We start from the raw sequence: 24,119 nt of genomic DNA, 5'->3' as shown, positions 1-24,119 counted from the left end.
ACTTCCTCATGTCCGTTTCATCCGGACGCCGTCTTCCTCGGACAAGCTCGTCAGTTATGAGATCACCTCTGGTGCCGCCGGCTCTCGGGGCGCTGACGGTCGTGCTGGTCGCGGCCGCCGCCCTGGTCTGGGCGGTGTTCCTGCGCGCTCCCGACCCGGGCCCCGCCTCGGAGGTGGTGGTCGGTGAGTCCACCGATGACGCCACCGCCGGGCCCACCGATGACGGCCTGGTCGAACCTCCGCCGCCCGTCACCGACCGGGGCGGTGCCGGGAGCCCGTCCGCGGAGCCCTCGCCCGAACCCGAGCCCGCACCGAGGGGGTTCCCCTTCGACTGCCTCGACGAGAACGTGAACCACGAGGCCTGGGGTGAGGACGAGTGGGACGACTGGTGGGACGACTGTTTGGACGCGCGGTACGAGAACGGGGACGACGATGACGACTGACCGCCCCCGGGGCGGAGGCGGTGCCGAGGGTGCTGACGGCGCCGATCCCGACGCCACCACCGTGCACGTTCCGCCCGGCCGTTCCAGACCCGCAGGCCCGGCCTCCGGCTCCGAGGGTCCCTCGGGGCGCACCTCGCTCTTTCCCACGATGGTCATCCGCGGGCCGCAGCCCGAGCTCCCCCAGCGCCGACGGGTGCCCGCACGGCTGCTCATCATGGTGTGGGTCGTGCTGCTCATGGCAGCCGTCCTGGTGCTGGTCAACGTCGTCACCTGGAGCGCCCTGACCGCCCGGACCGACGAGCGGGTCGACCGCGCTCTGGCCCAGGAGACAGCCGAGTTCCAGGAGTTCGCGGCGGTCGGGGTCGACCCGGACACCGGTGAGGCCTTCACCGACGTCGCCTCCCTCATCCGGGTCCACCTGGAGCGCCAGTACCCCGATGACTCCGAGATCCTCTTCGGCTGGGTGGACGAGCCCGAGGACACCGAGAGCGCGGAGCAGACGTCCCCGCGGGGCGGCAGGGGCGCGACCGGACCCGATCCCGGGCGTGTCCGGCAGGGGCAGGAACCGCCCTACGACCTGTCCGCCGATCCGGAGACGGTCGAGGCGGTCCTGGGCTCCCCCGACGCCCGGGGCGGGCTGGACACCCCCGCCGGGCCGGTCGAGTGGGAGAAGGTCCGCGTACTCCCACCGGGTGGAGAGGGCCCGGCGGGGTGGTTCGTGACCGGCTACTTCACCGCTCAGGACCACGACACCACCGTCGGGACCATGAGCACCCTGGCCCTGGTCAGCGGCCTGGGGCTGCTCGCCGCCGCCACCGCCGCCTGGTGGGTGGCGGGTCGCATCCTCGCCCCGGTCCGGCTGGTCCGGCAGACCGCCGCGGAGATCTCCGAGGAGGACCTCACCCAGCGCATCGAGGTGTCCGGCCGGGACGACATCGCGGCCCTGGCCGAGCAGTTCAACAGCATGCTGGACCGGTTGGAGGGCGCGTTCAGCGAGCAGCGCCGCTTCGTCGACGACGCCGGACACGAACTGCGCACCCCCATCACCATCGTGCGCGGCCACCTGGAGCTCATGGGCGACGACCCCGGGGAGCGCCGGGAGGTGGTCCGGCTGGTCACCGACGAACTGGACCGGATGGGCCGCATCGTCGAGGACCTGCTGCTGCTCGCCAAGGCCCAGCAGCCCGACTTCGTCCGCCCCGAACCCGTCTCCCTGGCCGAGCTCACCAGCGACATCGATGCCAAGGTCCGCCAGCTGGGCGACCGGGACTGGCGGCTGGAGGGCCTGGCCGAGGAGACCGTGCGGCTGGACCCGCAGCGCGTCACCCAGGCCATGGTGCAGCTCGCGGCCAACGCCGTGCGGCACACCGCGCCCGGGTCGACCCTGCGCACGGGTTCGCGGGTCAGCGGTGCCGAGGTGCGGCTGTGGGTGTCCGACCAGGGCCCCGGCATCCCCGCCGAGGAGCACGGACGCGTCTTCGAACGCTTCTCCCGGGGCGGGCGCACCGCGCGCGGTGACCGCGGCGCCGGGCTGGGCCTGGCCATCGTCCGGGCGATCGCCGAGGCCCACCACGGCCGGGTGGACCTGCGCTCGGCCCCCGGGGCGGGCTCCACCTTCACCCTGGTCCTCCCCCTGTCCCCCGTTGACGGACGCGTTGGAAGGGAACACCTGTGAGCCGGGTACTCATCGTCGAGGACGAGGAGCGGATCGCCTCGTTCGTGCGCAAGGGCCTGACCGCCAGCGGGTTCACCACCACGGTGGTGGGCACCGGCGCGGAGGCCGTGGACTACGCGGTCACCGGCGGGTTCGACCTGATGCTGCTGGACCTGGGCCTGCCGGACACCGACGGCTTCGACGTGCTGCGCCGGGTGCGCTCCCTGGGCGTGGACGTCCCCGTGGTGATCCTGACCGCCCGGGACGGGGTGCGCGACACCGTGACCGGGCTGGAGATCGGCGCCGACGACTACGTCACCAAGCCGTTCCGGTTCGAGGAGCTGCTGGCCCGGGTGCGGCTGCGGATACGCACCGAGCGCACCGCCGACCCCACGGTACTGCGCGCGGGCGGGCTGTCCCTGGACCTGCGCACCCGCCGGGTGGCGGTGGGCGGGGACTCCATCGACCTCACCGCCCGGGAGTTCGCCCTGCTGGAGCTGCTCATACGGCACCAGGGGCAGGTGATGACCCGGCAGCAGATGCTCTCGCACGTGTGGGGCTACGACTACGACCCGGGCTCCAACGTGGTGGACGTGTTCGTGCGCGCGCTGCGCCGCAAGGTGGGTTCGGAGCGCATCGTGACGGTGCGGGGCATGGGGTACCGGCTGACCGGGTGAGCTGGCCGGGGCTGAGTGACCGCGCATCCGGGTGACAGCCCCGCCATCCGAAGATGAACGTTCCCTCATGGAAGGCTCATGAAGGCCTCACCCCGGCCTTCCACGATGGTCACATGTTCTTCTTCGCGCTGGCGGTCGACCTGACCGCGATCACGGTGTTGTCCTACGCCCTCTACTTCCGCAGGCACGGCCGGCGGGACCTGGTGCTCGCCTACGTGGCGCTCAACGTCGGCATCTTCGCCGTGGTCTCCATGCTGGCCCAGCAGGAGGTGGGCCTGGCGGTCGGCTTCGGGCTGTTCGGAGTGCTGTCGATCCTGCGGCTGCGCTCGGACCTGATCAGTCAGGGCGAGATCGGCTATTACTTCGTGGCGATCGCCCTCGGTCTGGTGAACGCGGTGGCCGCTCCGATGCCGTGGCTCGTGGTGGGGCTGAACGCCCTGCTGCTGTCCGCCCTGTACCTGGCCGGGCACCCGAAACTGTTGGCCCGCACGCAGCGGCGGATCATGACGCTGGACGTCGTGCACGAGGACCCGGTGGCACTCCGGCAGGACCTGGAGGGGCGGCTGCGCGGACGGGTGCGGCACGTGGACGTCACGGAGGTGGACTACGTGCGTGACCTGATGGTGGTGGACGTGCGCTTCCAGGAGCCGAAGCTGGCCGAGGTGCCGGGCACGGCGGCCGAGCGCCGTCAGCCCATGCCCGCCTGGTGGGGTGCCCGTTGAGCCTCGACCTCTCCCCCGGACTCACCGGCGCCGCCACCGGCCCGGGTCCGAGGACCGCGCCGGAAGCCGTGCCGGTAAGCGCTGTGGGCCGCCCGGCTGAGGGACCGCCCGGCCTGGAACGACTGCGGCCCGTGTCCCTGGCCGAGATCAACGAGCGCGCCGCCCTGGTCACCCGCACCTGCCGCAAGTACCTGCTCCCCGCCGAGCTGGTGCCCGCCCTCTTCGCGGGGGCGGAGCGCGGGTTCGGGGTACTGGAGATCGGCGGCCGTACCTCCTTCCTGTACTCCTCCACCTACCTGGACACCCCGGACCTGCGGACCTTCCACGACCACCGGCAGGGGCGGCGGCTGCGCTACAAGGTGCGCACCCGCACCTACGTGGACACCGGGACGAGGATGTTCGAGGTGAAGCTGAAGGGTGCGCGCGGGATCACCGACAAGGTGCGGACCGAGCTCCCGATGGACGCCCCCGTGGACCGGTTGACCTGGCGGACCCGGGACTTCCTGGACCGCTCCCTGAGCCGCTGCCGCCTGGACCCGCCGGACGTCCTGCTGCCCGCCGCCGTGACCGACTACCGCCGGACCACGGTGGTGGCCCTGTCCGGCGAGGAGCGGGTGACCGTGGACCACGACCTGGTCGGCTACCGGGGCGGCTGGGAGGTGCGGATGCGCCCGGACACCGTGCTGCTGGAGGTCAAGACCCGGGGCGGGCTGACCACGACGGAGCGGCGGCTGCACGAGCTCGGGGTTCGCGAGGCGCGGTTCAGCAAGTACGCGGCAGCGCTGGCCGCCCTCGAACCGCGGCTGCGGGGCAACCGCTGGCACCGGGCGACGGGCCGCTGCATGGACCACCCGGTCCCCTCGCGCGGCCACGAGAGCGCGGGTCGCGACGGTTGACGCGGTGCCGGATGTTCCACGTGAAACATCCGGCACCGGTTTCGCACCCGGCTCTGACCTGAGGAAGCAAGCGGCCGCCGCCTCGTAACCGGTCGGGGCGGCGGCCTTTCGCCGTGAGCCCTCTCCCGCTACAAGAGGGAGACCACGGCACCACAATGGTTGCACCCCGTACCCCACAGGTCCAGACCGGCAGAGCCGCCCCCATGTCCTGGGGGCCGCCTGGCTCGACCCGCAGGCCGGGCCGGACACCGTCCCGGACCACGGCTGAGGCCCGCGGTCCCGTCAGTCGGCGGGGCGCAGGTCCAGGCTCCGGAGGAGCTGGGCGTTGAGGGCGACGATGATGGTGGACAGGCTCATCAGCACCGCACCCACCGCGGGGGCGAGCACGATACCGATCGGGGCCAGCACACCGGCGGCCAGCGGGACGGCGGCGATGTTGTACCCGGCGGCCCACACGAGGTTCTGGATCATCTTCCGGTAGCCCGCTCGGGAGAGCTTGCGGACGGAGACGACTCCGCGCGGGTCATCCGAGGCCAGGACCACCCCGGCGGACTCGATGGCCACGTCGGTTCCGGCGCCGATGGCGATACCGACGTCCGCACGGGCCAGGGCGGGGGCGTCGTTGACCCCGTCGCCGACCATGGCGACCCGGTGCCCCCGGTCCTGGAGGTCGCGGACCACGGCGTCCTTCTGGTCCGGCAGGACCTGGGCGAACACCTCGTCCAGGCCGAGCTCGGCGGCCACGGTGTCGGCGACGTTGCGGGCGTCGCCGGTCACCATCGCCACGCGCACGCCCTGGGCCTGGAGTTGGCGGACGGCCGAGGCCGACTCGGGCCGGACCTCGTCGGCCAGGGCCAGCGCCCCTGCCACGGCACCGTCGGCGACCACGTGCAGGACGGTGGCTCCCTGGTCCCGCCAGGGTCCGGTGCTCCGGGCCAGGTCGGCGGGTTCGGTGACGCCGAGGGAGTCCAGGAGCGCGGGCCCGCCCACGTACACCGCGGTCCCGTCGACGGTGGCCTGGACCCCGTGCCCGGTCAGGGAGCGGAAGCCGGCGGCCTCGGGCACCGGGCCCGCCTCGGCGGCGGCCCGGACGATCGCCTTGGCCAGCGGGTGCTCGGAGTCGGACTCCACAGCCCCGGCCAGGGCGAGGACGCTCTCGACGGAGCGGCCTTCGGCCGCGGCGGTGCCGGTGACGGCCGGGGCGCCCTTGGTCAGGGTGCCGGTCTTGTCGAAGAGCACCGTGTCCACGAGGCGGGTGCGCTCCAGGGCCAGCCGGTCCTTGACCAGGATGCCGTTGCGCGCGGACAGCGCAGTGGAGATCGCGATGACCAGCGGGATGGCCAGCCCCAGCGCGTGGGGGCAGGCGATGACCAGCACGGTGACGGTCCGCTCGACCGCCTGGCTGCCGTCGCCGAGCAGCAGGCCCCAGACCACGGCGGTGATCACGGCGGCGGTCAGCGCGAACCAGAAGAGCAGGGCGGCGGCCCGGTCGGCCAGCGCCTGCGAACGCGACTTGGACTCCTGGGCCTCGCTGACGAGGCGCTGGATCCCGGCGAGGGCGGTGTCGTCGCCGACCGCGTCCACCCGGACCCGGACGGAGGAGTCGGTGGCCACGGTCCCGGCGACCACCCGGTCGCCTTCGGTTCGGCTGACGGTGCGGGACTCGCCGGTGATCATGGATTCGTCCACGGCCGCGCTGCCCCGGACCACGGTGCCGTCGGCGGGGACCCGGCCCCCGGAGCGGACCAGGACGGTGTCCCCGGTACGGAGTTCGGCCACGGGGACCTCCTCGGTCCTGCCGTCGGAGCCGACGCGTTCGGCGCGGTCCGGCAGCAGGGCGGCGAGGGCTTCCAGGGCGCCGGAGGCCTGACCGAGGGCGCGCATCTCCAGCCAGTGCCCGAGGAGCATCACCACGACCAGCAGGACCAGCTCCCACCAGAAGTCGAGTTCCGTGCCGACCACCCCGAAGGTGGCGAGCATGCTCGACCCGAAGGCGACGGTGATCGCCATCGCGACCAGGGTCATCATCCCGGGCCTGCGGGCGCGCAGCTCACCGGGGACCCCGGCGAGGAAGGGCCAGCCGCCGTAGAGGAAGACGACGGTGCCCAGGACCGGCGGCACCCAGGTGAGGCCTTCGGGGACGTGGTAGCCGAGCCAACCGGCGATCATGTGGCTGGTGAAGACCACGGGCACGCTGAGCAGCAGACTCCACCAGAACCGGTTGCGGAACATGGCGGCGTGGTCCCCGTGTCCGCCGTGGTCTTGGTGGCTTCCGTGACCCTGATGCTCCCCGTGATCCTCGTTTCCTCCCTCTGTCGTGGTGCCGTGGTCCCCGTGCTGTCCTGCGCTCATGTCGTACTCCCCTCCACATCCGAAAATACCCGTATGGGGTATCTGACACGTGGACGCCGCCCCTGTCCGCGCGCCCTCTTCAACAGATATACCCCCTAGGGGTATATCTGACAACCCCAGAGGCCTGCCCCGGACACAAGGAACGCCCGCCGGGATTCCCCGGCGGGCGTACTTCTGTGGATTTTCGACTAGCCTCTGACCTGGGTGGAGTCCTCGGACTCCCTGCCGTACCAGGGCCACCACTGGACGGTGTGCCCGTGCGGGATCATCCGGTCCAGGCGAATCGTGAGCCTGAGTGCGAACCCGCCCGCGATCATCCCGGCCACCAGGTCTGTGAACCAGTGGAAGTGCAGGTAGATCGAGACGGTCGACTGCAGGAGCGCGATGCACACGATGCAGTAGGCCAGTCGTTTGATGATGTGCGGCCGGGCCGCGCCGAACCTGATGATGAGGAACAGCACCAAGCCGTAGATGAGGATCGCGTTGGCCCCGTGCCCGGAGGGGAAGGCGACGTTGCCCGCCCCGGCGAAGAAGTCGGGGTCGTAGTGCTTGGCGTGGCCCCGGTTGAACAGCAGCTTCATCACGGAGACCATCGACATCATCCCGAAGACGCCGCCCGCCCCCAGGATGATCGGTCTCCAGCTGCGGTGCCAGTAGGCGAGTTGGAGCGTGGTCACCCCCAGGACCGGCAGGGCCACGTAACGGGAGGCCACGTTGTCCGGCCAGAAGATGAGCGGCTCGCGCAGCACGTCCCAGTAGGGCCGGTGCAGCTCGTTCAGGAAGTTGTCGACCGGGTGCAGCGGCCCCGCGGCCAGCATCGTCATGACGATCAGCGCCACGAAGAGCATGATCGCGATCCGGTCCGAGGCGAGCCCCCACGCGATCTCGCTCACACTCGGCCATCTGACCGCGCGCACGACGGGCGGCCCCGGGTCGATTTCCTTGGCCCGAACCACGGGGATGGGGCCGCTGTACGGGCCGGGCTCGGGCGTGCGCCGTTCCTCTGGCACGTGCGACCTCTCCGCCCCCCGTGACGCTGTCACGTGGGGCGTTGTCGTCTGTCTGGACCGCGCATGCCGGGTCCGCGAAGAATGCGTCATGTGCTCAGTGCTGTCTCACACGTCGTGGGCTTGCCTGTGGCACTGCTGAGGCGTGGGGGACGGGCTAGCCGCGGTTGTTGGGACTGGTCCTGACGTCATCGGGGCCGACACGGGTGTTGGTGATACGGGCGTTGGCAACGTACCGAGGGGGATCTCCCCACACCCCTTCGACGGTCGAACCTTCGGGCTGGTTCACGGTGGTCGTGGCCGGCCGCCGGACAGGTTCGGCATCCGAGGTTCGGAACTGGTCGGCAGTGGCGTCTGCGTTGGCGCTCGCTACCATTCAAGTGCTGTCAGCGCAGGTCAGGGCGCTCTCGTTGGGCCATCACCGTGACGTGGGTAACTCTCCGTACGGCTTTGGGTGGTTATCGCCAACATGCGAGCCTACCCGGACACTTGCCCTCATTGGTGGTTTCGCGGGTCAAGTGTGACTCTTCTACCTCGGACTTTGCCCGAAGCCCACGCCGGAGACCCGTGCCTTTCACCGGGACGCGACCGGTTCGTGAGGGTTCCGTTAGCGCTTCGAGGCCGACCGTCCGGCCGACCCGCTCGCGTGTGGCACTCTTCAAGGAGCTTGTCAGACGCTGGAGTGTGTCGACTCGTGTGCTGGTCGCGCACGGGTCGGGAAACGGAAGGGCCCTGGATGGTCGACCTCCCACAGTTGCCGGACGACCCCTCGAAGCTGGCCCGTGAGCCACTGAGGGAGCAGATCCGGCAGGTACTGGTAGAGGGTCTGCTGTCCGGGCGGTGGCAGCCCGGCGAACGCATCGTGGAACGCAGGATCGCGACGGAGCTGCGGGTCAGCCAGGCTCCGGTCCGCGAAGCGCTCCGCGAGCTGGAGACGCTGCGCCTCATCGAGACCGTGCCGAACAAGGGGGCCAGGGTCAGGGCCTTCGGGGTCCAGGACATGGCGGAGATCTACCCCGTCCGCGCCGGTCTAGAGCTGGTCGCCGCCCAGTTGGCCGCTCCGCGCCTGGCCGAGGACGCCTCCTCGCTCGAACGCGAGGTGGAGGCGCTGCAACGCGCCACCGCGCAGGGCGACGTCACCGAGCAGATCAAGCACAGCGTGGAGTTCCACCGCGAGGTCGTGCGGGCGGCGGACAACAGCGTGCTGCTGCACACCTGGGAGTCCCTGGGCGTCGAGGTGTGGACGGCGCTGTCCGTGCGCTGGCTCAACATGGAGCTGCACGCCAAGGCCGCCGACCACGCGCAGATCACACGGGCTTTCCGCGAGGGCGATCCGGCCGCGGGCCAGATGCTCAGCGACCACGTCCTGAACTACGTCGAGGCCGCGCTGAAGACGCACGAGGGCAGTCGGTAACCGCCTCCCGGACACGCCGACCGGGCCCCTGCCGGACTCCGCATCCATCACGTGCATCTCGCACACCTTCACCGGCCTCCCGCGCACCGCGGGAGGTCTTTTCGCACCCCCGACCCGGGCCAGCCGCGTTATCACCTGGTGCTTTGCACCAAAGTTCGGGTATCTCCCGTAAAGTTGTATTGATCGATCATCGATCAGACCGTAGAGTGTGCGCGACACACGTCACATCAACACGCGTGTACCCCCTGGTGGCACGGGGTCGTTCAGCCGGCCGGTGAACGAACTCGGGCGACCTCCCGGCGGATGCTTACGGCACCCCAGACCGGGAAGCAATGCCGTCAAGGGTTTCGGCGTGACAACTGCACACGTGACCCGACTCGCTTCGCGTCCGCAACCGGGCCCCGCCACGGCCCCAGCGGACGCGCCCCGAAACAGCCACACGTGCCGCCGCCGATGAGCCCGGCGGCGGCACACGCCCAGGCCGCGCCCGACAGCGGGGCCAGGGCGGGCCCCGTCATCCGGCCCACAGGCCGGAGCGACGGGACTCCGCGCACGTAGAAAGGCACACCATGGCTGACACGGCCAAGCCGAAGGGCGGCACCGCCCGGGGCTCCGCGTCCCGGCGCCGGAGCCGTAAGGACACGGCTCTGGGCAACGAGAAGCCGGAGACCCTCCTCGACTACTACCGCCAGATGCTCTTCATCCGACGCTTCGAGGAGCGCACCGGACAGGCCTACACCCAGGCCCGCATCGGCGGTTACTGCCACCTCAACCTCGGCGAGGAAGCCACCGTCGTCGGTCTGATGGACGCCCTGCAGGAGCGCGACTACCTGTTCACGAACTACCGTGACCACGGGTACGCGATCGGCAAGGGCATGGACCCCAAGCGGGTCATGGCCGAGCTCTACGGGCGCGTCGACGGCGTGTCCAAGGGCTGGGGCGGCTCCATGCACATGTACGACACCCAGACCCGCATGCTCGGCGGCTACGGCATCGTCGGCGGTCAGCTCCCGCTGGCCACCGGTGCGGCGCTGGCCGTCACCTACCGCGGCGGCGACGAGGTCGTCATGTGTCAGATGGGCGACGGCACCACCAACATCGGCGCCTGGCACGAGTCCCTCAACATCGCCAAGCTGTGGAACCTGCCGGTCGTCTTCGTGGTGATCAACAACTTCACCGGCATGGGCACCACCGTGGAGATGTCCTCCGCCGAGCCCGAGCTGTACAAGCGCGGCGCCGCCTTCCGCATCGAGGGCGAGCGCGTCGACGGCCGTGACGTCCTCGCCGTCCGCGACACCGCCACCCGGCTGGTCGAGCGCGCCCGCGAGGAGCAGACGCCGTTCCTGCTGGAGGCCTGGAGCTACCGGCAGAAGGGCCACTCCGTCGTGGACCCGGCCAAGTACCGCACCGACGAGCAGCGCGACGAGGCCCGCTCCGAGGAGAACGACCCGATCGCGCTCTTCGACGCCAAGCTGGCCAAGGCCGGGATCCTCACCGACGACCTGCGCGAGGAGATCGCCGCCTCGGTCAAGGCCGAGGTGACCGAGGCCGCCGACTTCGCGGAGAACAGCCCGAAGCCGGACGTGTCCACGCTCTTCGACTACACCTACGCCACCCCGGTGCCGAACGAGTCGCGGCGTATGCCCGCCGACCCGGTGTTCGCGGAATAGGGAAGGAACCACTCACATGTCCGTGATCACCTATCGCCAGGCCCTGCGGGACACCCTCCGGGCCGAGATGGTGCGCGACGAGAACGTCCTCGTGATCGGCGAGGAGATCGGCGTCTTCGAGGGCTCCTACAAGATCACCGAGGGGCTCCTCAAGGAGTTCGGCCCCCGGCGGGTCAAGGACACCCCGATCGCCGAGGAGGGCTTCGTCGGTGCCGCCGTCGGTGCCGCCATGCTGGGCCTGCGCCCGGTCGTGGAGCTGATGACGATCAACTTCTCGCTGATCGCCATCGACCAGATCATCAACCACGCCGCCAAGATCTACGGGATGTTCGGCGGTCAGACCAGCGTTCCCATGGTCATCCGCACCCCCGGTGGCGGCGGCCAGCAGCTCGGCGCGACGCACTCGCAGAACATCGAGCTGTTCTACTCCTTCATCCCCGGCCTCAAGGTGATGGCGCCCAGCACCCCGGCCGAGGCCTCCTCGATGCTGCGCGCGGCCATCCGCGACGACGACCCGGTGCTGTTCCTGGAGAACCTGGGTCTGTACAACTCCAAGGGCGAGGTCCCCGAGGACTACGCCGAGCCGGAGAACAGCAACGTCGCCACGATCGGCCGTGCCGCCGTGACCCGCGAGGGCAGCGACATCACGCTGATCGGCTACTCCCGGATGGCCATGGTCGCCACCCAGGTCGCCGAGAAGCTGGCCGAAGAGGACATCAGCGTCGAGGTCGTGGACCTGCGCAGCCTGCGCCCCCTCGACCGGCAGACCTTCGTGGACTCGGTCAAGAAGACCGGTGCCGCGGTGATCTGCGAGGACGACTGGCTCACCTACGGGATCGGCGCGGAGATCGCCGCCTCGATCCAGGAGGGGGCCTTCGACTACCTGGACGCCCCGGTGCGCCGGGTGGCCATGGCGGAAGTGCCGATGCCCTACGCCAAGCCGCTGGAGACCGCCGCCCTGCCGTCGGTCGAGTCGATCAGCACCGTGATCAAGGAAACCCTGAGCGCCGTCGGCAAACGGGTCGGGTAGAGGGAGTAGTCAATGAGCGAGATCCACATGCCGCGCCTCTCCGACACCATGGAGGAGGGCGTCATCTCCACCTGGGTGAAGAAGGTGGGGGACAAGGTCGCCTCCGGTGACGTGCTGGTCGAGATCGAGACCGACAAGGCCGTCATGGAGTACGAGGCCTACGAGGACGGTTACCTCGTCAAGCAGAACGTCTCCGAGGGCGACACCGTGCCGATCGGTGAGGTCATCGGTCTCATCGGCGACTCCCCGGACGCGGTGCCCGAGGACTCGGGGTCCTCCGACGCTCCGGCCGCGCAGGAGAAGGAGGAGCCCAAGGACGAGGAGCCCAAGGGCGAGGAGAAGGAGGAGAGCAAGCCCGCCGAGGCCGCTCCCGCCGCCTCCGCCGCCGAGGGCGACTCCTCCGGCGAGCGCCCCCGTACCTCTCCGCTGGCCCGCAGGCTGGCCAAGGAGTACGGCCTGGACATCACCAAGATCAAGGGCTCCGGCCCCAAGGGCCGGATCGTGCGCGCCGACATCGAGGCCGCCGCCAAGGACGGCTCCGCCGCGCACGACGCTCCGGCCGCCGAGAAGAGCGCTCCCTCGACTTCGGCCGCTCCGGCTCCCGCCGCCCAGTCCGCCTCGACCCAGGACGACGTCCGGGGCTCCGAGGAGGTCAAGACCAGCAACGTGCGCAAGGTGATCGCGCGCCGTCTGACCGAGAGCAAGCAGACGGTTCCGCACTTCTACCTGCGCCGCGCGATCGACGCCGAGGGCCTCAAGGCCTTCCGCGCCCAGATCAACGAGCAGCTGTCCAGCACGGGCGTGAAGATCAGCTTCAACGACCTGATCGTCAAGGCCTGCGCCACCGCGCTCAAGCTGCACCCGGAGGTCAACACCTCCTGGATCAACGACACCCTGGTCCAGCACCACCGGATCAACGTCGGTGTCGCGGTCGCCGTGGACGCCGGTCTGGTCGTGCCGGTGCTGCACGACACCGACAAGGCGACCCTGTCGGAGATCTCCACCCGCACGCGCGAGCTCGCGGGCAAGGCCCGGGACAACAAGCTCAAGCCGCAGGAGATGAGCGGCGGCACGTTCAGCGTGTCCAACCTGGGCATGTTCGGCATGGACAGCTTCTCCGCGGTGATCAACCCGCCGGAGGCCGCCATCCTCGCCGTCGGTGCCATGCGCCCGGAGGCCGTGGTCGTGGACGGTGAGGTCGCCGTGCGCAACCGCATCGCCCTGGAGCTGTCGGTCGACCACCGCGCCGTCGACGGTGCCGTCGGTGCTGCGTTCCTCAAGGAGCTCGCCGAGATCCTCGAAGAGCCCATGCGGATCATCCTGTAACACCTGCTGTACGACGCCCCTTGCCTGACGCCCCGGCCGGAAGCACTTTCCGGCCGGGGCGTTCTGCATTACCAGAAGTTATCCACACCCTGTGGACAAATCTCCACGATCCCTACATGAGCAGTGCGGTGACGTGGCTGACCACCATTCCGGCGGCCAGGGCCATGCCGAAGGTCAGGGTCGAGGCCGCCCAGTCACTGCGCCACCAGCGCGGGGCCCGGTGGCGGCCGCGGGGCCTGCGGGGCGGGAACGGGTCGTCGGGTTCGGTCTCCCAGCGCCTGGCCTGCCTGGCCTTGCGTTCGGCGTGTTCGCGGCGGTCCTTGTCGACGGCCATCCATTCGGGGACGGCGCCGTTCTTGAGCCGGTGGGCGACTTTGGGGTTGCCCACCATCTGCCGGAGCAGGCGCTGCTCGCGCTCGGCGAAGGTCTCCGGGGCCATCGTCACCCGGCGGGGTGACGGTGCGGGGGTCCGGGTGAACCTCTGGCCTCGAGGCGCCTCCAACACCGACCGAACCCTCATCTGGGTGCTGGTCACCGCTCACCACCGCCCAGGAGGAACTCGGCCCACACCGCCGTACCCAGGTCGGCACAGAAGGGGAACGGCACCACCGGGTAAGCGCCCCACCTCACCGCCAGCATCTCCACCATCAACAGACCCCGGCCACGCTCGGCGCTCAGCCACTCCTGTTCGGTGCGGTCGGTCGGGATCTGCGGGGCGGATTCCCGGGCTCCGTCGTCCACGACCACCAGGCGCAGCACACCGGGCTCGGACTCGAACAGCGCACGCAGGACCCGGCCGCCGGAATCGCCCGAGAGCGTGTGCTCGATCGCGTTGGCCACGAGCTCGCTCGCGCACAGCGTGAGCGTTTCGACCAGGTCTTCCCCGAACCCGGCCAGGTCGGCGCGCAGGTCCGCGCGCACCGTGCTCATCCGGGGCAGCTGTCCCGGGTAAATCCGCGCCCGCCAGCGGGCAGGGCTCAGGTGAGGCACAATGGACATGTCGACAACTCGCTTTCTTTACAGATCTGCTTGTCGGCCTGCTCTGGGGGTGTTTGCCGCACCCGCCAGAGCTTTGTCTTGAGTACTGCTGATGGTCCGCGCGCCCGCCGGACTTGAGGAACCGGTGCCGCAGCGGGCACGCGGGGCTTTGAGGGTGGTCCGGGCTCTAGTTACCGGTCGGGTTCGTCCCCTGGATGCGGTGCCCGAGCAGTCGGAGGAGTTCGCGGCGGGTAGGTGCGGTGATGCGCTCCCAGCGGTCGCCCTCGCCCGTCCAGTCGAAAGGGCGCCGGGCCACGTAGATCTCGTGGGGTGCGGCGCCCTCGATAGTCAGGTTCCACTGCTTGTAGAGCAACGGACACAGGATGCGCTCGGGGACGGGCAGCTCGTCTTCACAGGACAGGTTCGCCTCGGAGGATGTCGGCAGGCTTGCCCCATCACCCCCGACCGGCCTGAGCGCGTGAGTCGGGTCGGGGTGCTCGGAGATGGCCTGGTCAACGATGAGGGTGGCCAGCTCTGCGTCGGCTTCCTCGCGGGCGATCCGCAGTGCTTCCCGGATCAGGGGGAGCCGGTTGCGCAGAGTGTGGGCATGCCACTCCGCCAGCTGTGAGGCGGTCAGGTGCGCGGGCGGATGCAGGGCTTCGTCGAGGACGGTGAGCAGGTCCCTGGTGTAGATGTCGTGCATCAGAGCGCCGCCCCCAGCCGACGTAGCCAGGACAGGACAACCTGAAGGATCTCCAGGGGCGCGGTGTCCAATGGCCGCCGAGGTGCCGGGATCAGCGGAGGCCGAGCCGAGCGAGCGGGCCGCGCTTCGGAGTGGAAGGGCAGGTTCGCGGCGAAAGCACGCACACGCCCAGCCCTGCGGGGGCGACGGCGACACATCAGCTCGGCCGTGCGATAGCGCACATAGGTCAGCTCAGACAGGTTCAAGCAACGCGGCATAGCGCGGCTCCTGGTGTTCGGATGCCGGGTGGTAAGTCCAGCGGGAACGAATACATGCCCCATACTGACTCCGTCAGACTGACACGTCAATAGGACACTGTCAGACTGACCCAAATACCCACTTCTGAGTAGGAGCTTTATGATCCAGAAAGCGGAGCACCCCGAACCAGAGAAGGCAGAAGCCCCCGTGGCACCACCGAACCAGCCCAGCATCGAGCGCCGCCGTTTGGCCGCCGAACTGCGCAGTCTGCGCGAGGGCACAGGGATGACCACCGAGGAGGCCAGGACTGCACTCGGATGGTCGTCAGGACGCCTCAACCACATGGAGGGCGGGCGTCATTCCATTCCAGACGCGTCGGGACTGCGCGCTCTACTGGACCTCTACAAGGTCACCGATGCCAGCCGAAGAGAGGCGCTGGAAGCACTCCGCAAGGAGGCCAAAGCCCGGCCGTGGTGGCGAGACTACGAGGACGTCCTCACCGATGGCTTCCTCGGGTGGGAAGCCCGCGCACGACGCATCTTCGCCTACCACCCGATCGTGGTTCCCGGCCTGCTACAGACACCGGAGTACGCAGCCGCATCCGCACGAGCATCTCTGGCCCGCACCGAGGAGGAGATCGGACGTATTGTCGCCGCTCGCATGAAGCGGCAGGAACAAGTGCTCGGACGTTCGGATGCGCCCGAGTTCCGATGCGTTCTCGACGAAGCCGTCCTGCTGCGCTTGGCCGCGCTGCCAACTGAACTGGCCCAGGGACAGCTTCGCCACCTGCTGGACACAGCCACCACTGTGAATACCGTAAGTCTGTTGGTGCTGCCCATAAGCGTTGGCCTGCACGGCTGTCTCCATGGCTCGACAGTGCTGCTTGAGTACGACGACGAGCGGGACCCTCCGATCGTGTACCTCGAAACACGGAGCCGGGGCACCTACGTGACCGGCCCAGCCCAGGTGGCGGACTACCGCCTTGCTCTGGATGACGTGACCGCAGACGCCTTGTCAAAGAGCGCCAGTATCGACTTGCTCAAGAACCTGATCACCGACTAGAAGAGGCACCCGTGTATTCATCCCGCGAGTTCCACAAGTCCAGCTACAGCCCGAACGAGTCCGCGTGCGTCGAGGTTGCGGAGGGGGCAACCACTGCGATGCGCGACACCGAGAATCGCGAGAAAGGCACCTTGGTGTTCCCGTCCGCCGAGTGGCGGGCGCTGCTCGATGCCGCCCAGCACGTGACTGTTCAGGTGTCCTGAAGAAGACTCAAGCTGTTTCGGGCATCCAGCACTCGCCCTGGGCCAGGTGGACCAGGGCGTCGAACATGCCAATACCGTGCTTGGCGGCGGTCGCGATATAGGAGCGCACCGCGCAGAACCACTCGGCCCCGGCCAGGGACCGTAAGCACCCCGAGACCTTCTGGCGGACCTTGACCATCCGCACCTCGCGCTCGGCCGCGTTGTTGTCGAACGGGGCCCGCTCATCGACCGTGAACCGCAGGTAATCCGCTTCCCGGTCGCGCATCCGCCTGGCCAACGCGTGGAACTTGGCCACCAGCTTGGACTCCCGGCCCGAAGTCTGGGCCAGGCCGATGGCCACCGCGCTGCGCCACTGGTGACCCAGCCCGTCCAAACGCACGGTGTCGATTCCCTCCAGCGAGGAGACCGTGGCCAGGTGCGCATCGACCAGGCGCTTCATCTGACGCAGCGCGTCAGCGGCCTGCCCGGCCCAGCACCACACCCCCTCCCCAGCCGCGTCCTGGACCGCTTGCAACTCGCGCAGCAGGTGGGCGTTGCACAACACATGAGCGGCCACACCCTTATAGGTGTCATAGGGGGCCCAGGCGTCATGGACCGCCAACCCAGCGAAGGCGGGCAGGACCCCGGCGGCGTCCATCCCCACGGTGCCGCGTTTGGGGTGGGCGCTCAGCAGGCTCCACTTGCCGGTGGAGGCCGAATGCACCCACACCAGGCCCCCGCCCACCCGCAGCGAGGTCTCGTCGAAGTGCGCCACCTGGGCGGAAGCGATCTCCTCGGTGGCGGCGCGAGTGAAGGCCTCCAACGCGGTGGCGGCCCGGCGTGCGGTGTCCACGACTGTGCCCGCCGACACGGGGCATCCCACCAGGTCCGACAGGGCTTGGGCGGTGCGCTTGGCGGACAGGAACTGGCCCAGGTACAGGTAGCAGATCATCGCGCGCACGTTCGCTCCGAACTGGACCGGAGCGTTGATCCCCTCGGGGGCGCTGGCTCGGGTGCGCTCCCCGCAGGCGCAGGTGTGCTCGATCATCTGGTGCTCGGTCACCGTGGGTTTGATGGGGGGCAGGTCCACGACCTGGCGGCGCACCAGCCCGGTCTGCTCGGATCCGGCCAGGTCTCCTCCGCACCCACCGCAGGTGTGGGGGTGGTGTTCCAGCACGTGGTCGGGGTCCGGGGTTTGGGCGCGCGTTTGGCCTGGGTGGCCGGGTTGCCCGCCGGGTTTGCGGCCGGTGCGGCGGCGCTGGGACTTCGGCTTCGGCTTGACGAAGGGGTCCGTGGAGGAAGGCTTGGAGGAGTTCGTGGAGTCGCTGTCCAGTCGGGCTTGAAGCTCGGCGATGCGCTCGTTGGCTTGGGACAGATCAGCGCGGAGTTGGGTGATCGTGGCTGCCTGCTCAACGACCAGCGCGGCGAGCTCCTCGTAGGAGGGCGCGGGCTGGTCGGAGGAGGTCACGGGCTCATCGTTACAGGCTAGGCGCGTGCCGCGCAGGCAAACCGATCAACCCGCCCGAGAGACCTGAACAGTCACCCCAGCACGAGGCTTAGACAAAAACGCGGAAGCCCCCACCTGTGAGGGTGAGGGCTTCCGTGTATTCATCCCGCGAACAATGCACCCCGGTGCTGCGGAGGCGAGAAGCAGGCTCCTGTGACCGTAATTGGCCGGGGAGAGTTCAGGGCAGTACATCCGCACCGACCAGGCCTGAACCACCCGAACCAACGATGCCCCGACCATCCAAACTGGCTGGGGCATCGGAGTTCGTGGAGCGACCAATCCCGAATCTGTTCGCGTGCGACAGCACCCGGGACGGAAGCGCCCCTGATACCTAGAGAGCGCCGCCGGTGAGCGCGAGCCACTCACCAGGGGCGATGACCAGAACAGTGCTGCGGGGGTTCTTCGAGTCACGCAGGCCGACCACGTCAGTCGTGTGTTCGGTGATGGCGACCTCGACGCAGTCGCCGGTGCCGCTTCCGCTGGCTTTGCGGAAGTCCGCGTCCTTGAACAGGGGGTTCATCTGTCAGCCTTCCTGGAAGTGATGCTCGAATCCGATCAGGGAGCGTAATCCGGCCTGGGGCAGGTACCGGCGTAGTGGAACAGCGTTGGCCCGGCACACCTGGCGCCAGTGCACGTACTCATCAACGACCACCGGGTCGCTGGTGACGTCCACGTGCGTCAGAGCGCCATCGTCGTCGTAGACCATGCGCCCCACGCGCTCATCGTCGAAGAGCCAGTAGTCCCCATCGGGCACTCCCAGTTTCTCCGCTGTGGGTCGCGGCAGGATGGCGATCTCCTCACCCGCGTCGATGTTTGACGGGTAGGCACAGGTCATCTCGAAAATGACGTACTCGGTGAGCGGTTCGCTCACCACGTGCACGCGTCCGATCGAGGCACCCCTGCGGTTGATGGCGCGCACCCGGTCCGCCCAGGGCCCCAGCCATGACGGATCCTGGGGCAGACCGGCGCGGAACCTCTCCAGGGGCACGCGCTCGCTCTTGGAGTCGTAGAGGTCCAGGGTCTCCAGCCGGAAGACCTGATGTCGGAAGTCGTCGAAGGTACGGAAGAAGTCGGCCATCGTCATCACGGTCACTGCGACGCTCCGATGTGGGGGTGGTCGTGGACACGTTAGTCTGAACAGCGTCTTCAGATTCGAATCATCCGAAGACTTTTAAGACTCAATCAGGACTAGTATGGGAGAAGTCGTGCCGGAGGGCAAGAGATCCGACACCGCCAGACAAGAGCTCGCCTCCCTGCTGCGAACGGCTCGCCTCGATCGCGGGATGTCAGGGCAAGAGCTGGCGAACGCCCTGGGCTGGTCGCAGTCGAAGGTCTCCAAGATCGAGAACGGACGCACCCGCCCTTCCGGCGATGACGTCCAGACTTGGCTCGAGGCCTGCCGGGCATCCACCGAAGCGCTCCACCACGGCTCCGAGCTGGCTGAGGGTGCTCTCGTGGAATCGCGCCACTGGAGAGTGGTTCACGCTGACGGGTTGAGCTCCGGCCAAGGCGGGGTGAAGGCCCTGGAAGGACGCTCGGACACAGTCCGCTCCTTCCAGCCCTCCCTGATTCCAGGGCTGCTCCAGACGGCCGAGTACGCCCGCCAGGTGTTGACCGCTGTCAACGTCTCCGGCCAGAGCGACATCCCCGAGGCCGTCTCAGCACGCATCAGCCGTCAGGACGTGCTCTACGACAGCGATCGGCGATTCGAGTTCACGCTCACCGACGCCGCACTGCGCTGGCACCCGCACGGCAGGGACATCCTGCCCGCACAGCTGGACCGCCTGCTCTCGATCGCCACCCTGACCAACGTCTCCCTGCGCGTCCTGCCCCTCGGGGCGTCCTTCGGCCACCTGCAAAGCAACGGCTTCCTGCTGTTCGAAACCCAGGACGACCCCACCGTCATCGTGGAGACGTTCACCAGGGAACTCCGCATCACCGACCCACAGGAAGTCGCCCAGTACCACGACATCCACACCCGCCTGACTGACCACGCCCTCTCCGAGGACGATTCGCGCAGCTACATCCGCGATCTCGCCACGTCCACCTGACCGCTCGATACCCGACGCACGCGCTCCATTGACTTTCGATCAAGTCCAAGATTAGTCTTACTTTAGTCAAATCTTATGTCGGGAGGGGTGCACGTGGTCCTGTTCCTCAACGGCCCCGTCCAGAACGGTGACTTCACGTTCCGCAACGCCCCTGGCAAAGCTGTGGGGATCAGGCTCGCCTCAGCCCTGAACAGCGTTCTCGGCCGACCCGAGGTTCCGCACCTGTGGAACACCGCCACACTCTCCGGCGACATTCGCTACCGCACCCAGGATCGTCCCCATGCTCCTCCGCGAGCCGCGTTCGAGCACGCGCGCCTGACCGACAAGTACGGGCCCGGCATGCCCCAGCCCACATCAGTTATCACCGACGCCGACCCCGGTGTCGCTGAGCTGGCGTTGACCATCGTCGACGAGCACCTGGCCAACGGGGTGCTGCGCATCGGCGCAGCGAATGTTCAAGAGTGCGCGGGATGCGGGCACACGGTCGGGCTCGGCGCCAGACGATGCACCTCATGCACGAATGAATGTCTGCGGGTTCGGTCAACCCGTCACCTCATCAAGGACAACGGTGCTGGGCAAGCCACGTCGGCTTCTGAGCTTCTGCACATGCGCAACCGGCGGCGTCAGCACCACCTGGATGAGATCAGCCGCCACGTCCCCCACCGCCTATTGCTCTCCCGGCCTCGGTCGCATGGCGTCCACCTGGACGCTCTCGGCCTGCGCGGTCACGTCCTCGATCCACGGACCGGTCTCCACGTGACCGCTCTCTTTGCTACGCAGCGGCAAGGTGCGGAACTGGCTGCCATGACCGTGACCCCGAACGCCCTCGTTCACATCGCGGCCTACGCAAGCGGATTCGTCGATCATCACGGACACAGATTGCGGTACGCGCTTCATGGGCGCGTTCCCTACGACGCGGTGCCAGCGCTCCAGCGCGTCTACGACTTCCACCGCGCCGATGACAGCGACCGCCGTGTCTTCGAGTCCTGGTTCCTCCCCCTACTCGCGCTACGGAACAAGAACCGAACCCACCCCGGACAGCTACCCGCTTTGGTGAAGTACTTCCTCAAGGTCAGGCGCGCCGAACCCCGGATCGACCAGGATGAAACCGCAGAGCGCCTTCGGGAGAAGATCACGATGGGAGACCCTGACTGGGTGATGGACAAACACCTTCTGGCTGCCGCGCTGAACAGGCACGAGAGGCTGATGTCGCGTGTCTGAATGGGAGCTGGTGAAGGATCGGACCGCCTCAGCCGGTGCGGTCTGGCGCTCAGCTGACGGGCAGTACTTCAAACGAACCGGCGGCTCCGAGGTCACAGAGGAGTCAGGGCACCAGAGCCTGCTCTCAGAACTCGGCTTTCCGGTCCCTCAACCAACCCAGAGCGGCACAGACGGCACGCTGAACTACTTCATCGAGCCCAGTGCTGGCCAACGCACGCTACATGAACTCGCCCTGGAACAAGGGCGGGCGAGCAACGGCAGGGTGGGCGATGCTCTGGTCGACCGGGCTGCCGAGATCTCCGCGAAACTGCTCCAAGCCCAGGCCCGAAACCCGCTCCCCACTGATGAGGTCTCTCTTCGTCGTTGGTTCTCGGACGCGGGGTTCACCGCCGTCGTTTTCACTGAGAACCCGGACCTGGACACACCTGTCGTGCACTCCCTCATCGACCAGGCCGTGGACCGGCTGTCGGAAGTGCCCATGTGCCACAGCCACCTGGACTACGGACTGCCCAACGTCTTCGACGACACGGTCATCGACTGGCAGCACCACGCACCAGCACCCTTGGGGTACGACGTCTACCCGATGCTCGACATCGCGGCGTTCAAAGGCGGCGGCAGAGGTTACGCCTTCAGCCCCCAGGGCTCCGGCAAAGTCGGGTTGTAGGGATGTGACCTGCGTCTTCGTAGGGCGAACAAGCAGAAGCGGGCGTGTCCGACCCGGTTGGATGGAAGTTCTTCACGCTTTCGCCCAACCGAGGAACACGCCCGCGAATGTCATCGTCTCACCCCGGCGAGCTCATCGTCGAGCCCGTCTCCCGCCAGGATCACCTGATCCAGGTCCTTCAAGGTGTGCCCGACCCACGCAAACCCCGCGGACGACGCCACACCCTGGCCGCGCTGATCGCCGTGGCCGTCTGCGCGACCCTGGCCGGAGCCAAAGGGTTCACCGCGATCGGCCAGTGGGCCGCCGAGACCACCACCCACACCCTCACCGCCCTGGGCATGCTCCGGGGAGCCGCCGACGAGGCGACCTTTCGCCGCACCTTCGCCCGCTTGGACGCCGACCTGCTCGATCAGGTGCTGGGCGCTTGGGCCGCCACCCGCCTGATGGTGGTCAACGGGCTGCGGGTCATCTCCTTGGACGGCAAGACCCTGCGCGGTGCCCGTACCGGAACCGAACGGGCACCGCACCTGGTCGCCGCCTTGTGCGGCACCACCACCCTGGGCCAGGTCGCGGTGGACGCCAAAAGCAACGAGATTCCCGCCGTGCGGGACCTGCTCGGCCTCCTGGACATCGACGGAGCGGTCGTCACCCTTGACGCGATGCACACCCAGACCGACACCGCTACCACCATCCGGACCGGGGGCGCCCACTACGTCTTCACAGTCAAGGCCAACAACAAAAACCTGTACGCCCAGCTCAAGAAGGTGCCGTGGAAGCACGTGCCCGTACACACCACACGCGATACCGGGCACGGCCGCAAAGAGACCCGCACCATCAAGACCGCCCAGGTCCCGGCATGGGTCACCTTCGAAGGCGCCGCTCAGATCGCCCAGCTACGCCGCACCACCTGGCGCAAGAAGTCCAAGGGCTCACCCAAACGCAAGAGCGTGGAGGTCGTCTACCTGATGTTGCTTCAGTTCGGTAGACACCTGTGAGCTGGGGTTTTACGCGGCCTGAGACAGCGCCGCAAGCCTGTCTTGAGCAACTTCGGTGTGGCGACGTTCATACTCAGCCGGGCTGAGCTGACCATTGGCCGAATGCCGCCGCCAGGGGTTGTAGAACCCCTCGATATAGGAGAACACCTCCCGCTCCGCATCCGCCCTGGTGGCGAAACGGGTGCGGTCGATCAACTCGGTCTCCAACGACGCGAAGAAGCTCTCGGTGACGGCGTTGTCGTAACACGACCCCGTCCGCCCCGTCGAGGGAGCGATCCCTGCCTCTTCGCAGCGGCGACCAAAGGCCAGACTGGTGTATTGCGATCCCTTGTCCGAGTGATGGATCAGCCCCGGACCGGGACGGCGGGCGGTCACCGCCATGGCCAGCGCGTCGCAGACCAGATCGGCGCGCATGTGAGGGGCCATCGCCCAGCCCACGATGCGGCGCGAGAACAGGTCCATCACCACCGCCAGGTACACCCACCCCTGGTCGGTGGGCACGTAGGTGATGTCCGCGCTCCACTTGGTGTTGGGGGCATGGGCGGTGAAGTCACGACCGACCAGATCCGGTGGGGCTGTGGCCATCCGGTCCTGGGAGGTCAGGCTTTTGCGGCCGGTGCGGCGGTGGACCCCGACCAGGCCCTGGCGGCGCATCAGCCGGGTGATGCGGTTGCGTCCAGCGCGGATGCCGTCGAGCTCGGCCAGGTCGGCCTGGAGCCTGGGGGAGCCGTAGGTGCCGCGGGAGCGCTCGTGGTGGCCCTGGATGCGCTCGGACAGGTCAGCGTCGGAGCGTTCCTTGGCCGTGGGGCCGTCCTGGATTCGGTGGTGGTGTTTGTAGTAGCCCTGCCGCGATACGCCGAGCAGCCGGGACATCAGGGAGACGGAGTGGCGTGTCTTTTCTTCGTCGATCAGCCGGAACATCACCGACTGGTCTCCCGGACGAAGAAAGCCGTGGCCTTGCGCAGGATCTCGCGCTCTTCGCGCAGCTGGGCGTTCTCTCGGCGAAGGCGGGCCAGTTCGGCCTTGTCATCGCTGGTGGTGCCCTCTGCCTGGCCGGAGTCGATCTTGGCCTGATTGATCCAGGTGCGGATCGTCTGGGCCGAGGGTTCGAACTCAGCTGCCAGGTCCTCGGGGCTACGGCCGGAGCGGGCCAGCGCGATGATCTGATCGCGGTACTCCGGCGGGTACGCAGGGCGGGTCTTGGGCACTTCAATCTCCTCGTTCAATGACAAAGTATCCGAAAGCGGACACCTGTCCACCGAACCGAAGCAAGATCAACCTGATCACCTCGGCCGACCACCGCGTTGCTCCTGCGTTGGTGCTGTCCG

24 protein-coding genes are annotated in these 24,119 nt (G+C 68.4%); 15 read left to right on the top strand and 9 right to left on the bottom strand.

Annotation, left to right across the window (positions count from 1 at the left end; genetic code table 11):
- The first annotated feature begins 56 nt into the window (after positions 1-56).
- From HNR07_RS25515 to HNR07_RS25495, 5 genes are all read left to right on the top strand, one after another.
- The gene (locus tag HNR07_RS25515; RefSeq protein WP_221318932.1) at positions 57-443 is read left to right on the top strand and encodes a hypothetical protein; all 387 of its coding nucleotides are present in this window, start codon (positions 57-59) and stop codon (positions 441-443) included.
- Positions 433-2,118, top strand: a complete 1,686-nt coding sequence (locus tag HNR07_RS25510; protein ID WP_184367118.1) for a sensor histidine kinase — start codon at positions 433-435, stop codon at positions 2,116-2,118. The genes HNR07_RS25515 and HNR07_RS25510 overlap by 11 nt, the downstream gene beginning before the upstream one ends.
- The gene (locus tag HNR07_RS25505) at positions 2,115-2,774 is read left to right on the top strand and encodes a response regulator transcription factor (protein WP_184367117.1); all 660 of its coding nucleotides are present in this window, start codon (positions 2,115-2,117) and stop codon (positions 2,772-2,774) included. The genes HNR07_RS25510 and HNR07_RS25505 overlap by 4 nt, the downstream gene beginning before the upstream one ends.
- A 113-nt stretch (positions 2,775-2,887) precedes the next feature.
- A complete protein-coding gene (locus tag HNR07_RS25500) occupies positions 2,888-3,496 on the top strand; it encodes a DUF4956 domain-containing protein (protein ID WP_184367116.1) in 609 nt (202 codons plus the stop codon).
- 68 nt (positions 3,497-3,564) lie between these two features.
- Positions 3,565-4,392 carry a polyphosphate polymerase domain-containing protein gene (locus HNR07_RS25495; RefSeq protein ID WP_312893975.1) on the top strand — a complete coding sequence of 276 codons (828 nt, stop codon included), beginning with the start codon at positions 3,565-3,567 and terminating at the stop codon, positions 4,390-4,392.
- A gap of 282 nt (positions 4,393-4,674) precedes the next feature.
- Here the strand turns inward: HNR07_RS25495 and HNR07_RS25490 are convergent, their stop codons facing one another.
- Positions 4,675-6,744 (bottom strand): heavy metal translocating P-type ATPase, encoded by a 2,070-nt coding sequence (locus HNR07_RS25490; protein WP_184367115.1) that lies wholly within the window; start codon positions 6,742-6,744, stop codon positions 4,675-4,677.
- 188 nt (positions 6,745-6,932) lie between these two features.
- The gene (locus tag HNR07_RS25485; RefSeq protein ID WP_312894080.1) at positions 6,933-7,661 is read right to left on the bottom strand and encodes a phosphatase PAP2 family protein; all 729 of its coding nucleotides are present in this window, start codon (positions 7,659-7,661) and stop codon (positions 6,933-6,935) included.
- Positions 7,662-8,487: 826 nt separating this feature from the next.
- On the opposite strand from HNR07_RS25485, the gene HNR07_RS25480 reads away from it, so the two are divergent.
- The 4 genes from HNR07_RS25480 to HNR07_RS25465 all read left to right on the top strand — a co-directional run bounded on the left by HNR07_RS25480 (position 8,488) and on the right by HNR07_RS25465 (position 13,191).
- Positions 8,488-9,165 (top strand): GntR family transcriptional regulator, encoded by a 678-nt coding sequence (locus HNR07_RS25480; protein WP_184367114.1) that lies wholly within the window; start codon positions 8,488-8,490, stop codon positions 9,163-9,165.
- A gap of 569 nt (positions 9,166-9,734) precedes the next feature.
- Complete coding sequence (gene pdhA / locus HNR07_RS25475) at positions 9,735-10,835, top strand: pyruvate dehydrogenase (acetyl-transferring) E1 component subunit alpha (protein WP_184367113.1); 1,101 nt, start codon at positions 9,735-9,737, stop codon at positions 10,833-10,835.
- A 16-nt stretch (positions 10,836-10,851) separates the two neighbouring features.
- Positions 10,852-11,865, top strand: a complete 1,014-nt coding sequence (locus tag HNR07_RS25470) for an alpha-ketoacid dehydrogenase subunit beta (RefSeq protein WP_184367112.1) — start codon at positions 10,852-10,854, stop codon at positions 11,863-11,865.
- A 12-nt stretch (positions 11,866-11,877) separates the two neighbouring features.
- Entirely contained in the window at positions 11,878-13,191 is a 1,314-nt protein-coding gene (locus HNR07_RS25465; protein ID WP_184367111.1) for a dihydrolipoamide acetyltransferase family protein, read from the top strand.
- Between the two features lie 112 nt (positions 13,192-13,303).
- On the opposite strand, the gene HNR07_RS25460 is transcribed toward HNR07_RS25465, so the two are convergent.
- From HNR07_RS25460 to HNR07_RS25450, 3 genes are all read right to left on the bottom strand, one after another.
- Positions 13,304-13,726 carry a hypothetical protein gene (locus HNR07_RS25460; RefSeq protein WP_184367110.1) on the bottom strand — a complete coding sequence of 141 codons (423 nt, stop codon included), beginning with the start codon at positions 13,724-13,726 and terminating at the stop codon, positions 13,304-13,306.
- Positions 13,723-14,121, bottom strand: coding sequence for an ATP-binding protein (locus tag HNR07_RS25455; protein WP_184372655.1), 399 nt, complete (start codon positions 14,119-14,121; stop codon positions 13,723-13,725). The genes HNR07_RS25460 and HNR07_RS25455 overlap by 4 nt, the downstream gene beginning before the upstream one ends.
- 235 nt (positions 14,122-14,356) lie before the next feature.
- Positions 14,357-14,872, bottom strand: coding sequence for a hypothetical protein (locus HNR07_RS25450; protein WP_184367109.1), 516 nt, complete (start codon positions 14,870-14,872; stop codon positions 14,357-14,359).
- A gap of 396 nt (positions 14,873-15,268) precedes the next feature.
- Here HNR07_RS25450 and HNR07_RS25445 point away from each other — a divergent pair, with 396 nt between their 5' ends.
- Together HNR07_RS25445 and HNR07_RS25440 are read left to right on the top strand one after the other, a co-directional pair.
- Complete coding sequence (locus HNR07_RS25445) at positions 15,269-16,171, top strand: helix-turn-helix domain-containing protein (RefSeq protein WP_083926657.1); 903 nt, start codon at positions 15,269-15,271, stop codon at positions 16,169-16,171.
- Between the two features lie 11 nt (positions 16,172-16,182).
- Complete coding sequence (locus tag HNR07_RS25440; protein ID WP_184367108.1) at positions 16,183-16,374, top strand: DUF397 domain-containing protein; 192 nt, start codon at positions 16,183-16,185, stop codon at positions 16,372-16,374.
- Positions 16,375-16,381: 7 nt separating this feature from the next.
- Here the strand turns inward: HNR07_RS25440 and tnpC are convergent, their stop codons facing one another.
- From tnpC to HNR07_RS25425, 3 genes are all read right to left on the bottom strand, one after another.
- Positions 16,382-17,821 carry an IS66 family transposase gene (gene tnpC / locus HNR07_RS25435; RefSeq protein ID WP_184360673.1) on the bottom strand — a complete coding sequence of 480 codons (1,440 nt, stop codon included), beginning with the start codon at positions 17,819-17,821 and terminating at the stop codon, positions 16,382-16,384.
- A gap of 370 nt (positions 17,822-18,191) precedes the next feature.
- A complete protein-coding gene (locus HNR07_RS25430) occupies positions 18,192-18,380 on the bottom strand; it encodes a DUF397 domain-containing protein (RefSeq protein WP_184367107.1) in 189 nt (62 codons plus the stop codon).
- 3 nt (positions 18,381-18,383) lie between these two features.
- Entirely contained in the window at positions 18,384-18,938 is a 555-nt protein-coding gene (locus tag HNR07_RS25425) for a DUF6879 family protein (RefSeq protein ID WP_246420497.1), read from the bottom strand.
- Positions 18,939-19,053: 115 nt separating this feature from the next.
- Between HNR07_RS25425 and HNR07_RS25420 the strand changes: the two genes are divergently transcribed.
- The 4 genes from HNR07_RS25420 to HNR07_RS25405 all read left to right on the top strand — a co-directional run bounded on the left by HNR07_RS25420 (position 19,054) and on the right by HNR07_RS25405 (position 22,791).
- Complete coding sequence (locus tag HNR07_RS25420) at positions 19,054-19,911, top strand: helix-turn-helix domain-containing protein (RefSeq protein ID WP_184367105.1); 858 nt, start codon at positions 19,054-19,056, stop codon at positions 19,909-19,911.
- Positions 19,912-20,004: 93 nt separating this feature from the next.
- Positions 20,005-21,132: a hypothetical protein gene (locus tag HNR07_RS25415; protein WP_184367104.1), complete on the top strand. Its 1,128-nt coding sequence runs from the start codon at positions 20,005-20,007 to the stop codon at positions 21,130-21,132.
- Complete coding sequence (locus HNR07_RS25410) at positions 21,125-21,796, top strand: phosphotransferase (protein ID WP_312893974.1); 672 nt, start codon at positions 21,125-21,127, stop codon at positions 21,794-21,796. Before HNR07_RS25415 ends, HNR07_RS25410 begins: the two co-directional genes overlap by 8 nt.
- A gap of 107 nt (positions 21,797-21,903) precedes the next feature.
- Positions 21,904-22,791, top strand: a complete 888-nt coding sequence (locus HNR07_RS25405) for an ISAs1 family transposase (RefSeq protein WP_184367103.1) — start codon at positions 21,904-21,906, stop codon at positions 22,789-22,791.
- Between the two features lie 9 nt (positions 22,792-22,800).
- Here HNR07_RS25405 and HNR07_RS25400 read toward each other — a convergent pair.
- Positions 22,801-23,999, bottom strand: a protein-coding gene (locus tag HNR07_RS25400; protein WP_184371482.1) for an IS3 family transposase whose coding sequence is annotated in 2 segments (ribosomal slippage) — positions 22,801-23,756 and positions 23,756-23,999 — 1,200 coding nt in all. Because the reading frame shifts where the segments join, the coding sequence is not laid out codon by codon here.
- Positions 24,000-24,119 lie beyond the last annotated feature (120 nt).

This window comes from Nocardiopsis metallicus, from assembly GCF_014201115.1.
In the GTDB taxonomy this organism is placed as follows: Bacteria; Actinomycetota; Actinomycetes; order Streptosporangiales; family Streptosporangiaceae; genus Nocardiopsis; species Nocardiopsis metallicus.
The sequence above is the reverse complement of the archived record's forward strand: the minus strand, read 5'-3'. Positions and strand labels throughout refer to the sequence as shown.